This window comes from Mesorhizobium sp. WSM4806 (assembly GCF_055811635.1).
Window position 1 is genome coordinate 173,382 of sequence record NZ_JBVVQZ010000004.1, and the last position, 14,346, is coordinate 187,727.

The following is a 14,346-nucleotide window of genomic DNA, read 5'->3' on the forward strand; positions in this document are numbered from 1 at the left end:
AGAGCGGTTCGCGTGGTAAAACTGATTGAATGACGCTGCGTTAGCTGGCTCAATCGCGACTTCGTTGCGACCCAGTTCCGACACATTCGAAAGTACGTCGTCCGCGCTTCGACTACATCGACCATCGCGCAGCAGCTGCTTAGTGCGGAGGAACCCGCCCTTGCCGGAGAGCGGCAGTCCATCCCGCATGGTCATAGAGCGTGCCCTGGAAGGCGGTGCCGATGCGCGGGCCGCGCAGCACGCCATTAGCCCGCTTCAGATAGCCGGCGCCCTTGATCAGCCACATGCCCAAATTGCTGGATTTGGCAGCCCAGGAAGGATAGGCTTGGTTTTTGGTTCAGGCGATGGAACAGAGACTAGCCGCAATTCTGGCGGCCGATATGGCGGGCTACAGTCGGCTAATGGAGGCCGACGAATCCGGCACGCTCGCACGCCTTCGGACCCATCGCATAGAACTGGTCGATCCCGCCATCGCGAAGAACAAGGGCCGGATCATCAAGACCACGGGAGACGGCATGCTCGTTGAGTTCCAGAGCGTGACCGATGCCGTGAAATGCGCCGTGGAAATCCAACAGCGCATGAAACGGCGCAATTCGGATGTGCCGCAAGAACGGCGTATCGAATTCAGGATCGGCATAAATCTCGGCGACATCATTTTCGACGATGAGGACATTTTTGGCGACGGCGTCAATATTGCCTCGCGCATCGAGCAACTCGCCGACGTCGGCGGTATCTGCGTGACCGCAGCGGTGGCGACCCAAATTGCCGACCGTCTCGAAATTGCCATGGAGGATTTGGGCGAGAAGACGTTAAAGAACATCAGCCGCCCGGTTCGCCTCTATCGCGTTGGGTTTGACAGTCATGTCCTGCCAGAAGTCGAGGCAAAGCGATCCATCTCGAAACCTTCGATAGTGGTGCTGCCATTCAACAACATGAGCGGCGACCCCGAGCAGGAATTTTTCGCGGACGGACTGACCGAGGACATCATCACCGAACTGTCCCGCCATCATGAACTGTTCGTCATCTCGCGCAATTCCAGCTTCGTCTACAAGAACCGCGCCGTGAATGTGCGCGAGGTGGCCGAGAAACTCGACGTCCAATACCTGGTGGAGGGAAGCGTTCGCAAGATCGGCAACAGGGTGCGCGTAACGGTTCAGCTCATCGACACGGCGAATGACGCTCATATTTGGGCAGACAAATATGACCGGAAGCTGGACGACATATTCGCGATTCAGGATGATGTAACCGCGGCGATCGCAGCCACGCTGCCCGGTCGTGTCGAGGCGGCTCAGCGGGACCAGCTCGCGCGGGCGAAACCTGCAAACATGGCCGCGTATGAATGTGTTCTTGCTGCCAAGGTGCTGCATCACCGAGGCACGATTGAGGATAATGAACGCGCGCAAACCTTGATAGGCAGGGCCGTCGCGCTCGACCCCGATTATGCCCATGCCCATGCCTGGCGGGCCTGCATTCTTGGCCAGGCCTGGGTCCATAACTGGTGCAAAGACAGGGATGCCGTCTGGAACGACATCATGGCAGCGCTGGACAGGGCGCTGGCGCTGGACGACAACGATGCCGATGTCCACCGCATCCTCGCCGCAGTGAACGTGAACAACAATGAGCTGACCACAGCGCGCTACCATCAAGAGCGCGCCCTCGCCCTCAATCCCAATTACGACCTCGTGGTGGTGCAGCAAGGCGAGTTGTTGACGTGGCTGGGGAGGCCGGAAGAGGGAATTGAATGGATCCGCAAGGCAATGCAGTTGAACCCGCACCACCCGGAGAGGTTCTGGAGCCATCTGGGAAAGGCGCATTTCGCCGCGCGCCAGTATGGCGAGGCGATCGAAGCTTTCATGCATCTGTCAACCATGGACTCGGTTCAGCACGCTTTCGCCGCTGCCTGCTACGGCTGGCTCGGCGACGAAATCGCGGCCGCGGCGCATCTAGGCAAGATCAAAACGCTCGATCCCCAATTCGACCTCGATTCATTTATCGCCACCCTGCACTATGCCCAGAAGTCTGATGTGCAGCACGTCCGCGAGGGACTGCTGAAAGCCGGGATTGCCAACCTGTAGCCAGCCGGTAACTACGAACCGGATCCAATCGGGGACAGGCAAAAAAGACCGCCCCCCACCCAAGGACGAGGCCGCTCGCGCGGCAATGGCGTGCGAGCGGCTCCGTCCAGGGGTCATGGGCGTGAATTCGGCCGGGGCGAGCCAGAGTCCGGCCATGTCAAGACTCGGTCTCTAAGTGATTGGGTTTTGACCTTACCGGTACTCGAAGATCGACCTGAAAATTCCGGGCGCGATCACCGACAGCGGATTGACGTCCAGCTTGGGCTTGTTGGCATTGCCCCTGAGCCGGTAGGTCACGCCGATCAGGCCGCGATCGCGGCCATTGCCGAGCAGCGCGCCGAACAGCGGCAGTTCGCCAAAGATGCGGTTGATGCCGTAGACCGGCATGAAGGTGCCGGTCATGTCCATGTTGTTGTTCCGGTCATAGAGCGTGCCCTGGAAGGTGGTGCCGATGCGCGGGCCGCGCAGCACGCCATTAGCCAGCTTCAGATAGCCGGCGCCCTTTTCGATCTCGGAAAAGCCGCGCTCGAACTTCACCCTCGACGTGTCGATATTGGCTTTGACGGCTTCGTTGAGGCTGCGGCTGTCGCCGGCCGGCGTCGTCGATACGAGCGAGGCGAGTTTCGGCTCGTTGACCACGAAGAAATCATGCGAGTCGACCTGGCCCTTCATCGGCCCATCGCTTGCCCCGGCGAGCGCCAGGGTGATCGAGCCGCCCTCCATATGCTCGTAGATGTTGAGGAACCGCAGGATTGCGCCGGCGTCGGCCGACCGCACGTTGAGGGCGCGCTTGCCGGCGCCGGTCGTATTGCTGATGCTGATGGCAGCACCCGAACTTGCCGTGGCGCTCACCTTGAGCCCATTCACCCTCGAGCCGGCGGCGCTGTAGTCGAGCTTCAGGTTCGACAGCGTCTCGTTGTGGAAGCCGGTCAGCGAATTGACGTCGGCGCTGACCGAAATCGCGTCGGAGCCCGTGGCCTTGGTGGCGGTGTCGACATCGGACGTGAATTGCTTGATCAGCGAGCGCGCGTCCAGCGCGCTGCCGCTGATGTCGATCGCGTAGCCCTTGCCCGATCGTTTCACCGAAACGGCAACGTTGTCTCCCCGGTTCAGCTTGACGTTGCTGAACCGCGCCGAGGACAGGGCGCCTTTGACCAGCACCACGCCGCCATCGATCGAAAAGGTCTTTCCATCCAGGTCGAAGTCGGACAGCGTCGTGGTGTCGCCGGATTTGGCCATGGCAAATGTGACATTGGCTGGAATGCCGAGGCCCTTGCTCCAGCCTGCCCAGGGAATGTCCAGCCTGGCATTGGTCAGGTCCGCCGAAACAGTCTGGTTGCCCGTGCCGCTCTTGTCGATCTCAACCTTGACGGTTCCGGAAAGCAGTTCCGACAGGCCAGGCATGGCGGCGGCACGTATCTTGTCGTCGAGCATCAGCGCCACTTTCCGGCTGCGTGGCGGTCCGCCGTCCCTGAGCGGCTCGATCAGGTCGAGTTCGGCTGGAATGCCGTTGAGCAGCGCCTTGGCTGATATCACAGCCTTCTCGCGTTCGACCGTGATCGAACCATCCGCGTCCGTCACCGTCTGGTCTTCGAACGGCTTGCCCAGCGAAAGGTCTTTGTAATCGAGCGTCACCAGCCAATCGAGTTTCGAGCTGTCGACGCCTGACTGCAGCGGAATATCCGCCTTGACGTGGCCGGTCACCGTGCCGGACAGGTCGTCCGGCAGCAGGCCGACATGGCGCATGGCATTGATCGGCTCGTAGGAGGCGAGCTCGGCGATTGCGGACGCCTCCCCGGCAACATCGATATCGAGCGCGCCGATCACCGGCGGGCGGTTCGCCGCCTTGATCGTCATCGTGCCGTTGCTTGCCGCCACCGTGCGGCCGCTGGCCATATAGACGCTGCCCGAGGACAAGGCGATGTCGACGTCATTACCGTGGAATTCGACGACGCCGACGGCATCGCGTATCGGCGGAATGCGACCGGCCGTATCGAAGCGCGATCCTTCGACCTGGAACCGGCCGAATATCTCATCCGATGAAAGCGGGATGCCGTTGCCAAGGCGACCGGGCACGACCTGGAACTGCAGGCTGGCGTCGACGACGCGGCCGCCGAACAGGTTTTTCAGCACCCAAAGGCGAGCGTTTCGCGCCGAAAACCAGGGCCACAACTGCTTGACATGCGAGACCGGCATGTCGTGGACGTTGAAGGCTACAGATATGCCCGGCACCTTTCCCCTGGCGAACTCGACCGAAGCCGTGCCCAGCGCCTCGCTGGCGGACCCGGACCTGATCCCGATCTGCTCGGCCACGAGCTTGCGGCTGCGGGTCTGGTAGACGCCGGCCACCCGGGCGATGAAATCGAGCGCAGGTTCGGAGGATTCCGAAGGCGCCAGCGTCGAGCCGTCGCTGGTCAGGTCGTAGCGATAGGACGGCTCCTCGCCCGCTGTTCCAGTCGCCGGCTTCGGTCCGATCGAACCGGCGAACTCGAATGTCGAGCGACCGGTCCTCACTTGCAGCCGGTCCACCTGGACCTTGTTGGCGCCGGCGACAAGCGTCGCAGCGAGATCGACGTCTGCTGGAAGCGAGCCACGCGTGCCAAGATCGAGCACGGCACCGGCGAACGACAACGAGGCCGTCAGCCGCGACGCGTCGTCGCCGGATCCTTCCGATCCCGCCAACTTCAGGGCAATCGCGCCAAGCGTCCCGCCCGGCGCTGCCGCAGCCTGGTCAACCTGCGCTATCTCGACGCTGGCATCCAACGCCGTCACGCGCCGCGTCGTCGTATCGCGGCTGGCTGAGGCGGCGATGGTGAGTGCCCTGCCGTCGACGGCCGCGTCGGATGAAAACTCCATGCCGCCCGGCCCCGACTGCGCAACGGTAGCATCCGCGATCCTGACCAGTTTGACCAACCCGGCCTCGGGCGGAACGAGGTCGACATTGCGCAGCTCGATCCGGCGCATCTGCTCCTCGCGCACCGCATCGAGCGCGTGACCGATGCTGGCAAAGACCGTGCCGGCCAGCCTGTCCGGATCGATGAGGCCGTCATCATTGCGCAGCGCCGCCGTCCAGTCGCCACCCGACGGCAGCGCCGACATCACGATGCGCGCGTCGGAGATCCTGACGCTGGTAAGCCGCACCTCGCCCGAAAGCAGCGGGATCAGCCTTACGCCGAAGCGGACACGCCCGGCATCGGCCAGCGGCTTGCCGTCGGCGGTCTTGAGGCTGACGTCGCTGACCTGCAGCGCAATGAAGCTCGATCCGTCGAGCGTGAGACGGGCCGGCCCGACCGCGACGTCGACGTCGACGCCGGCCAATTTCTCGATGGCCGTTTCCGCCTCGGCCCGCAGCCGCTCGGTGCCGAAGCCGGACATGCCGATCGCATACACAGCGGCGGTGGCCAGCAGCACAAGGGCCAAAAAGCCGGCAAACAGCCGCGCAAGAATACCAACGCCGCGGCCCTGGCCGAGCGGCGGTATGCGGCACGCGGACGGGAAGGCCCCCAGGTCGGTGATTTCATCACGCCTGAATCTGATCTTCTCGTGCTGCGGCTGCTCCTGATCCACACAATTTTCCGTTGAGCGAACTCGACCGTGGACGACTCCCGGTGCGACAATATATCGATGAGGCTTCGCGCGTAACCACAAACAAGGGCATCGATATGGCTGATCTCGACGTCGGCGACGTTGCGCCGCAGTTCGACCTTCCCCGCGACGGCGGCGGATCGCTCAGCCTCGCGTCATTGCGGGGAAAGCCGGTCGTGCTTTACTTCTATCCGCAGGACGACACCACCGGCTGCACCAATGAGGCGATCGGCTTTTCGCAGTTGAAGCCGGAATTCGAAAAGCTCGGCGCTGTCGTGATCGGCCTGTCGCCGGACAGTGTCCGAAAACACGACAAATTCAAGTCGAAATACGATCTGACCGTCGACCTCGTCGCCGACGAGGAGCGCAAGGTGATCGAAGCCTATCATCTGTGGGTCGAGAAGCAGCTCTATGGCCGCCGCTATATGGGCGTCGAGCGCGCAACGTTCCTGATCGGCAGCGACGGACGGATCGCCCGGATCTGGCGAAACGTTCGCGTCAAAGGCCATGTCGAGGCGGTGCTGGAGGCCGTGCGCGCGCTTTGACGTCGATTTCGGGACGTCAACTGGGCTTTGGCCTGAACCCGTGTGAAGCACGGGCGCCGAAGCAATCCGGCTGCAACCCATGGGCTGCAAGCTGGGCGCCAGCAACCGACCGTTAACCTTAATGATGTGTAATCGGGCTTGTCGTTGGTGTCGTAACGAAAGCTTGGTCCTGTGAACATAGCCAGTCAGTCAACTGTCTTTGGCAGGCGCAATGAGCCCCACACGGTCATTATCGCCCGGGGCAACGAGATCAGGCATTTCACCATACGGCCATGGCTTGCCGCATTTTGCGGCTCGGCGCTGGCGGCGATGGCGATAGGCTATCTGCTGGCGACCTCCTATCTCGTGCTGCGCGACGACCTGATCGGCGCGACCACGGCACGGCAGGCGCGCATGCAGCAGGCCTATGAGGACCGCATCTCCGCACTGCGCGCCCAGGTCGACCGGATCACCAGCCGTCAGCTGCTCGACCAGCAGCTCATGGAAACCAAAGTTGGCGAGTTGCTGGAACGACAGACCCAGCTCAGCCTGCGCCATGGCCGCCTCGGCCCACTCCTCGAACGCGCCGAGAGCGACGTCGGAACGCCGCCTGCCGCAGGCCCGGCTGCGTCCGCCATGCCGGATAAACGCGCCGAGGTGACCGACGCCCAGCCGCCGGCCTATGCGGTTGCCAGCGTCGGCGCCAACCTTGGCGCCGGCGACACCAGGCCGTTCTCCTTGTGGTCGACCCGCTCCGATCCGCTGCCGAGCGACACGGCGGCCGATCGTGCCGACAGGCTGTTCGTGTCGATCAACGCCGCGCTCAAGGCCATAGAGAGCCAGCAGCTCACCCGCATCGCCACGCTTGCCGACAACGCCTACAAAAACGCCGATGCGATTTCTCAGGCGCTCGAGGCGGCGGGCCTGCCGGTTGACGGCGATTTCGGCAAGAGCGATGCCGGCGGTCCGCTGATACCACTCGACAGTTCGATGACGTTCGACAGCAAGGTAAGGGAACTCGACGAGGCGCTGGACGCGCTCGACCGGCTGAAGACGGAGGCGCGACGGTTGCCGCTCGCCAACCCCGCGCCCGGCCGCTCGGTCACCAGCCCGTTCGGCGTGCGCCCCGATCCGCTCCTCGGCACCGCCGCGCTGCATTCGGGGATGGATTTCAGGGCGCCGACCGGAATGCCTGCCAAGGTCACGGCGCCCGGCGTCGTCGTCAAGGCCGGCTGGAACGGCGGCTACGGCCGCATGGTCGAGGTCGACCATGGCAATGGCTTTGCGACGCGCTATGGGCATCTCAGCAAAATCGACGTGACCGTCGGCAAGAGGCTCAATGCCGGCGACGTCATCGGCAAGACCGGCAGCAGCGGCCGCTCGACCGGCCCACATCTGCATTACGAGATCCGCCACCATGGCGAGGCCATCGACCCGCTGCGCTTCCTGAGGGTCGGCAAGAAGGTCGCGCGCTATCTTTAGTGGCTGCAGGGGTGCATCTGACAGGTCGGAGGCTTTTCGGACGTCACATCGGTGCAGGGCCTTTTGATGCTGGCGGGACAGCGCCCCCCTCTGTCCTGCCGGACATCTCCCCCACTTGGGGGGAGATCGTGCTCACGGCGGCTTTCGCCAATCTCCACCGCAAGAAGATCGCCACCGGCGAAGCTGCCAATCTCCCCCCTTGTGGGAAGATGTCCGGCAGGACAGAGGGGGGCGCGACGGAACGCCGGAATTCTTTTTGAATTCCATTTGACTGAAAAAATATTCGGTGCCACCCTCTTGTCTCCCAGGGATGCAAGACATGGCACTGCGGGGGACCAATCAGGAGTTTGGGCGGCCTTACAACAGGCGTATCGTCCTTGAGTCCATCCGCCTTCACGGTCCGATCGCCCGCGGCGACATTGCCAAGCGGGTCGGGCTCACCGTTCAAACGGTCTCGACCATCGTTCGCGAGCTGGAAGAACACGGCTACGTTCTGTCGATGCGCGAAGAGCCGCGAGGGCGCGGGCTGCCTCCGGCGACCCTGCGGATCAACCCGGAGGGCGGCTATGCCGTCGGCATCCACGTCACTCCGCTGGGTATCAATGCCGCGCTGATCAATTTGAGCGGGGACGTGATCGAGAGCGCCTACCGCGAGGCCCCCAACGCAACGCCCGACCATGCCTTCGATCTGATCGGCGCGATGGTGCTTGAATTGACCGGACTGCGGCCGGGCGGTCGCGTTCTCGGCATCGGCATGGCGCTGCCCGGCCCTTTCGGCGTGGAGTCCATGAGCTTTGTCGGCCCGACGACGATGACCGGCTGGAAGGACGTGGCGCTTCGGGAACGGCTGGAGGCCTCGACCGGGCTGCCCGCGTTTTTCGAGACCGACATGGCGGCCGCGGCAATGGGCGAGCGCCTCTATGGCCTCGGGATCGGGTATTCCGAATACTACTATCTTTATTTCGGTGTCGGTCTTGGCGGCGTCATGGTCCATGACGGAAGCGCGCTACGCGGCGCCTGGGGAAATGCCGGCGAAATCGGGCACATCCCTGTCGTGCCGGGCGGCGACCCGTGCCCCTGCGGCAATCGCGGCTGCCTCGAACGATACCTCTCGCTCGAGGCGCTGCAGCGCCGGAACATCAGCGACGCCGATTGGGTTGACGAAGTCGGGCCGATCTTCCGCAACGCCCTCACCATCGTCGAGAACCTGTTCGATCCCGAAACCATCATCCTCGGCGGACTGGCGTCCACCGATCTGCTTGAACGGCTGGCCGGTTCGGCTGCCAGGCTCGCCAACTCGATCTCGGCGCGAAGCGACCGCACGGCGCCGCGTGTCACCGTCGCACGCGGCGGCCAGCATGCGGTGCTGCGCGGGGCCGCCGCACTTGCCGTCTCAGGCGTGCTTTCGCCGCGCTTCGGCCAGATATTCACCGCCGAGCGCGAACGCGGGCGAGATATACTGCAAGGCAAGGGGATCGCGGCATGAGCGGAGCTCAGCCTGGCATGAGCCAACCCCTGCTGGTGCTCGACAATGTCACCAAGAATTTTGGCGCGATCGAAGCGCTCAAGGGCATCAGCTTCTCGATCGGCAAAGGCGAGGTGGTGGCGCTTCTGGGCGACAATGGCGCCGGCAAATCGACGCTGGTCAAGATCATCGCCGGCGGCCTGGAGCCGACCTCCGGCCGCATGCTGTTCGAGGGCAAGGAATTCCTCGCCAAATCTCCCGCCGAGGCCAAGGCGGCTGGGATCGAGACCGTCTACCAGGACCTCTCGCTTTGCACCAATGTCGACGTGGTGGCCAATTTCTTCATGGGCCGCGAGATCACCAGGAAATTCCTTGGCGTTCCCGTGCTCGACGAACCGGCCATGGAGCAGGTGGTCGAAAAGGCCTTGGCCAGCGCCGGCACCCGCATCCCTTCGCTCAGAACCAATGTCGAGCATCTCTCGGGCGGCCAGCGGCAGGCCATCGAACTCAATCGATTCGTGCATTTTGGCGGCAAGCTCGTGCTTCTCGACGAGCCGTTCGCAGCACTCGGTGTCGAGCAGACGCGGCGCGGCCTCGACATGATCCGCCAGGTGGCGAGGCAAGGCATCGGCGTCGTCATCATCACCCATATCATGCAGCAGGCCTTCCAGGTCGCCGACCGGATCGTGGTGATCCGGCAAGGCGTCGTGGCCGGCGATGTCGCGCGCAACAAGACAAGTCCCGACGCGGTGATCGACATGATCACCGGAGAGACGCTCGCCGGTGCCGGACCGGCAGGCTGAGGGACAAAATGAGGGGTCCGGCGCAAGAGGAGCGAACGACATGAAGAAAATACTTCTTTCCGTCTTCGGTATCCTGGCACTGGCCTTTGCCACGCTCACGCCGGCATTCGCCCAGTCCAAGGGCACCGTCTACTACCTGGTGCCGACATTGCTCGACGAATTCCAGACCGGCTCGGTGAGCGCTCTGGAGATGTTCCTGAAGCAGGTCGGCTACGAGATGAAGACGCTGAACGCCGACAACAAGACCGACGCTCAGCAATCGCAGATGAACGACGTCATTGCGCTCAAGCCGTCGGCGATCATTCTTGCCGCCGTCGATTTCAATGCGTTGAAGCCGTCGATCGAGGCCGCCCGCGCCGCCGGCATCCCGGTTGTCGAGTTCGATCGCCAGATCACCTCGACGCCATCCGATTTCACCTCGGTGGCGGGAACGGTCGAGATCGGCCAGATTGCCGCCGATCAGGCCGAGAAGCTTTTGAAGGCGAAGCATGGATCGGTGAAAGGCAAGATCCTCCAGGTGCTTGGCGATCCTGGCGACCCCTACACGCTCGACATCCAGAAGGGTTTCGAGGAGAAGATGAAGGCGTTCCCGGACGTCAAGATCATCTCGGTTCCGGCCATGCAATGGGCGGCGGATGCAGCCGGAACCATCGTCAACGACCAGATGCTCGCCAACCCGGATATCGACCTGATCTTCAGTCACGCCGCGCATCTCTCGGTCGCTGCCGTCGCCTCGCTCGAGGCCGCCGGGAAGAAACCGGGCGACGTCATGCTGATGAGCTCGAACGGCGCGCCGGTCGGCCTCGACCTGATCCGCAAGGGCTGGCTCAACGTCGAAGTCGAGCAGCCGCTCTACGCTCAGGCCGCCGCCGTCGCCATGTTCATGGACAAGGTCGTCAACAAGCAGGAGATCAAGCCGGGCGAGTACGATGTGCTCGGCCTGAAGTCGGCCGTGACGATTGAAGCCTGGGGACCGAACATCAAGATCCCCGGCGCTGCGATCACCAAGGAAAACGTCGACAACCCGGCCTTCTGGGGCAACATGAAGCCGCCCTCGGGCACCGTGAAGCCGGTCGAATAGCAAAGTCGCCCAAGACTTCGGGCCGCGCTGGCCCGGAGCCCTGGGCGTTCGAACGGACGCGCAGAGCAAGCTGCAGCAATTTTTCCAATCCGCGCGTGATCCTTTCCGAGAATCGATGCGCCAGCCGGATCAGCACATGTCACCCCGCACGCGCCACGCCCTCGAATTCGTCCTCGACAACCTCGTCTGGTTCATGCTGGTCGTCGTGCTGGTGGTCTTCTCCATCTCCATTCCGAACTATTTCCAGCTCGGCATCTTCGCCAACATCATCGAGGCGTCGAGCGTGCTTGGCGTCATGTCGATCGGCCTGGCGCTGGTCATCATCACCGGTCACATGGACCTGTCGGTCGAATCCGTGGCGGCGCTCAGTGCAATGGCGGTCGGCATCCTGTTCTGCTCGGCGGGTATCGGCCTTGGCGTTCAGTTGCACCCGGAATGGCTGATGGTTCCGGTTTCGCTGCTGATTGGGCTTGTCGTCGGCGGCATCATCGGCGCCATCAACGGCTACCTGGTCGTCAAGGTGAAGATGAGTGCCTTCATCATCACACTGGCGTCCTACATCTGGGTGCGCGGCCTCGTGCTGGTCATTTCCGGCGGCCGCTCGGCACAGGACCTCGCGCCGGCAATCCGCTGGTTCGGCATTCAGCGCCTGCTTGGCCTGCCGCTCACCGCCTGGATCGCGATTGCGTGTTTCGTGGTGTTCTCGCTGATCATGGCCAAGACCCCCTTCGGCAGGCACCTGATTATGATCGGCGGCAACGAGACCGCAACCTTCCGCGCCGGCATCCGCGTCAACCGCAACCTCGTCATCGCCTTCGTTCTCGCCGGCGCCATCGCCGGCCTTGCCGGCTGGCTGCTCGCGATCCGCACCTCCGGCGCCACCGCCAATCTCGGCGTCGGCCTGCTGTTCAACGCCTTCGCCGCCGTCGTCATCGGCGGCGTCAGCCTCAAGGGTGGCGTCGGCACCCTGCCCGGCGTCTATGCCGGCGTGCTGTTGCTGTCGGCCATCAACACGGCGATCAACCTCATGGGCCTGCCGGCCAACTTCACCCAGGTGATCCACGGCCTGCTGGTGCTTGCCGCCGTGCTGCTCGACGCGTTCAAGCAAACCATCCGCCAAAGACTGGCATGAGAGGGGGGCTGGCATGACCGGGCGTCCACAGATCGGAAGACTTTCGGACAAGGTCGCGCTGATCGTCGGCAGTGCGCGCGGCATCGGCAAGGGCATCGCACAACGCTTTGCCGAAGAGGGCGCCAAGCTGGTCCTGGCCGATACCGAAGTCGAGGCCGGGCAAGCGACCGCGAACGAAGTCGGCGCTGCCTTCATCCGCACCGACATCTCGCAGACGGCCGATGCCGAAGCCGCCGTTGCACTGGCGCTCGACCATCACGGCCGTCTCGACATCATGGTCCAGAATGCCGGCATCTATCCCTGGCAATTGCTGGAAAACACCAGCCCGGAGGACTGGGACCGTGTCATGGCGGTCAATTTGCGCGGCAGCTTCAATGCCGCCCGGGCCGCGCTCGTTCCGATGAAGGCGCAGCACTTTGGCCGCATGCTGTTCACCTCCTCGATCACCGGCCCGCACGTCACCAGCCCCGGTCACGGCCACTATTCGGCGACCAAGGCCGGCATCAACGGCCTGATCCGTTCGGCCGCCCTCGAATTCTCGGGCTATGGCATCACCGTCAACGGCGTCGAGCCCGGCAATATCCTCACCGAAGCCATCCAGCTGCATCGCGGCGCCGCCTATATCAAGAACATGGAGGACTCCATACCGCTCGGCCGCCTCGGCAGCCCGCGCGACGTGGCCAATGCCTTCCTGTTCCTGGCCTCGGACGACGCCAGCTACATTACCGGCACCACCATCATCGTCGATGGCGGGCAGCTGCTGCCCGAAGGCAAGGACTTCCGCCTGCTTCCGCCATGATCCGCGCCCGATAAACTCGATTCGCCGCCCAATACTTCAACATCGGTTTACCCGAAGCTGGTAACAGCAACGACGCTCGTTTTCATGATCAAGCAAAGGGCCTGCCTTGCCGCAGCGTTACAGCTCTCCTTTCGACCACCACCGGAGCGAGTGCAATTGTAGATTGCATAGCTGCGGGCAGTTGCCGTTCGTGGCGATGGCCAATGGGGAGCCGGGCCTTGCCATGGTCTGGAAACGCGGGGACTCCGGTACCGGGAGCCGGGCTTGAGCGTCATTCGCGCCCTGGAAAGTGCCGATGTTCCGGCAGTCGCAGGCATGTTTCAACGCGTGCTGCGCAAGGAGCGGACCGAAGCGCCGGCCGCGCTCATCGACTATATGAGACGGTTTTATCTGGAGGCGCCGGGTTGCGGAGGCGATCTCCGCTCGCTTGTCCATGTCAACGACGCCGGCGACGTCTCCGGGTTCGTCGGCGTTCACGTGTTGCCGATGCAGTTCAACGGCCGGCAATTACGCGCCGCCATCTGCAGCTCGCTCATGGTCGAGGATCATGAACGCGACCCGATGGCCGGCGCCCGCTTGTTGAAGGCTTATTTGAATGGCCCGCAGGATATCTCGTTCAGCGAGACCGCCAACGATATTTCCACAAAATTGTGGACCCGGCTGCGCGGCGTTGTCCTGCCGCAATACAGTCTCGACTGGGTGCGCGTGATGCGGCCGTCGAGCTTTGTGCTCAGCCTTTCCGCCAGTCGCATGAAATCTGTCCGAATGCTCAATCCGTTTGCGCATGCCCTCGACCGGTTTTATTGCAGGCGAATGAAGTCCAGCGAACGACGCTGGTCCGGTGTGACGGCGGACGGGGCAGGTCATGGCGCTTTTCGGACATCCCAAATCGACAGCGACGCATTTGCCAGGCTCGTCGAACCGTTGACCGCCCAGTTCGCCCTGCGCCCGAGTTGGGCGGAAGGCCAGCTTGATCATATGCTGACCGATGCGGCACAAAGGCCGGATCTGGGCGAGCTTGTCTACGTTTCCGTGGCATCGCCGGTCGGCACCAATGTCGGCGCATTCGCCTATCACGCGCGGGCGGGTGAAATCGGCCGCGTGCTGCAGATCCTCGCCCTCCCCGGCCAAGCGGGTTCCGTCATCGACTGCCTGATCGATGATGCCGCCGTACGCGGCGTCAGCGGCCTGCGCGGACGCATTCAACCCGCACTTCTGGAAGCAATGCTTGGGCGACGCATCGCTTTCCTGACCGTTGCCTCGACCGTGGTGCATTCACGCGATCCAGAGCTTCTGGATGCCATGAAGAACTCGCAAGCTTTCCTGAACGGGCTTGCGGGCGAGCAGTGGAGCCGGCTGGGTCACTTCACCTGAAGCGTTCAGGCCTTTGCCTTCGCTCA

Annotated in this window: 11 protein-coding genes; 9 read left to right on the top strand and 2 right to left on the bottom strand. The window is 63.2% G+C overall.

The annotated features are described in order from the left end of the window. Positions 1-139: 139 nt before the first annotated feature. On the bottom strand, positions 140-286 hold the full coding sequence (locus AC0L2M_RS08485) for a hypothetical protein (RefSeq protein WP_287054803.1): 147 nt from the start codon (positions 284-286) through the stop codon (positions 140-142). 58 nt (positions 287-344) lie between these two features. Between AC0L2M_RS08485 and AC0L2M_RS08490 the strand changes: the two genes are divergently transcribed. After that, a complete protein-coding gene (locus AC0L2M_RS08490) occupies positions 345-2,075 on the top strand; it encodes an adenylate/guanylate cyclase domain-containing protein (protein ID WP_473534662.1) in 1,731 nt (576 codons plus the stop codon). Positions 2,076-2,267: 192 nt separating this feature from the next. Here the strand turns inward: AC0L2M_RS08490 and AC0L2M_RS08495 are convergent, their stop codons facing one another. After that, positions 2,268-5,642 carry a hypothetical protein gene (locus AC0L2M_RS08495; RefSeq protein ID WP_473534564.1) on the bottom strand — a complete coding sequence of 1,125 codons (3,375 nt, stop codon included), beginning with the start codon at positions 5,640-5,642 and terminating at the stop codon, positions 2,268-2,270. A gap of 95 nt (positions 5,643-5,737) precedes the next feature. On the opposite strand from AC0L2M_RS08495, the gene AC0L2M_RS08500 reads away from it, so the two are divergent. The 8 genes from AC0L2M_RS08500 (at position 5,738) to AC0L2M_RS08535 (ending at position 14,320) form a co-directional block, all read left to right on the top strand. Next, complete coding sequence (locus tag AC0L2M_RS08500; protein ID WP_287171936.1) at positions 5,738-6,205, top strand: peroxiredoxin; 468 nt, start codon at positions 5,738-5,740, stop codon at positions 6,203-6,205. Between the two features lie 171 nt (positions 6,206-6,376). Beyond that, the gene (locus AC0L2M_RS08505; RefSeq protein ID WP_473534565.1) at positions 6,377-7,666 is read left to right on the top strand and encodes a M23 family metallopeptidase; all 1,290 of its coding nucleotides are present in this window, start codon (positions 6,377-6,379) and stop codon (positions 7,664-7,666) included. Positions 7,667-7,985: 319 nt separating this feature from the next. Then, positions 7,986-9,152: an ROK family transcriptional regulator gene (locus tag AC0L2M_RS08510; RefSeq protein WP_473534566.1), complete on the top strand. Its 1,167-nt coding sequence runs from the start codon at positions 7,986-7,988 to the stop codon at positions 9,150-9,152. A gap of 17 nt (positions 9,153-9,169) precedes the next feature. Then, positions 9,170-9,934 carry an ATP-binding cassette domain-containing protein gene (locus tag AC0L2M_RS08515; RefSeq protein WP_091591840.1) on the top strand — a complete coding sequence of 255 codons (765 nt, stop codon included), beginning with the start codon at positions 9,170-9,172 and terminating at the stop codon, positions 9,932-9,934. Between the two features lie 40 nt (positions 9,935-9,974). Next, positions 9,975-11,015, top strand: a complete 1,041-nt coding sequence (locus AC0L2M_RS08520; protein ID WP_023798316.1) for a sugar ABC transporter substrate-binding protein — start codon at positions 9,975-9,977, stop codon at positions 11,013-11,015. 136 nt (positions 11,016-11,151) lie between these two features. Next, positions 11,152-12,147, top strand: a complete 996-nt coding sequence (locus tag AC0L2M_RS08525; RefSeq protein WP_091591842.1) for an ABC transporter permease — start codon at positions 11,152-11,154, stop codon at positions 12,145-12,147. A 13-nt stretch (positions 12,148-12,160) separates the two neighbouring features. Next, entirely contained in the window at positions 12,161-12,946 is a 786-nt protein-coding gene (locus tag AC0L2M_RS08530; RefSeq protein ID WP_473534567.1) for an SDR family NAD(P)-dependent oxidoreductase, read from the top strand. 264 nt (positions 12,947-13,210) lie between these two features. After that, positions 13,211-14,320 (top strand): hypothetical protein, encoded by a 1,110-nt coding sequence (locus AC0L2M_RS08535; protein WP_473534568.1) that lies wholly within the window; start codon positions 13,211-13,213, stop codon positions 14,318-14,320. Positions 14,321-14,346: the final 26 nt, after the last annotated feature.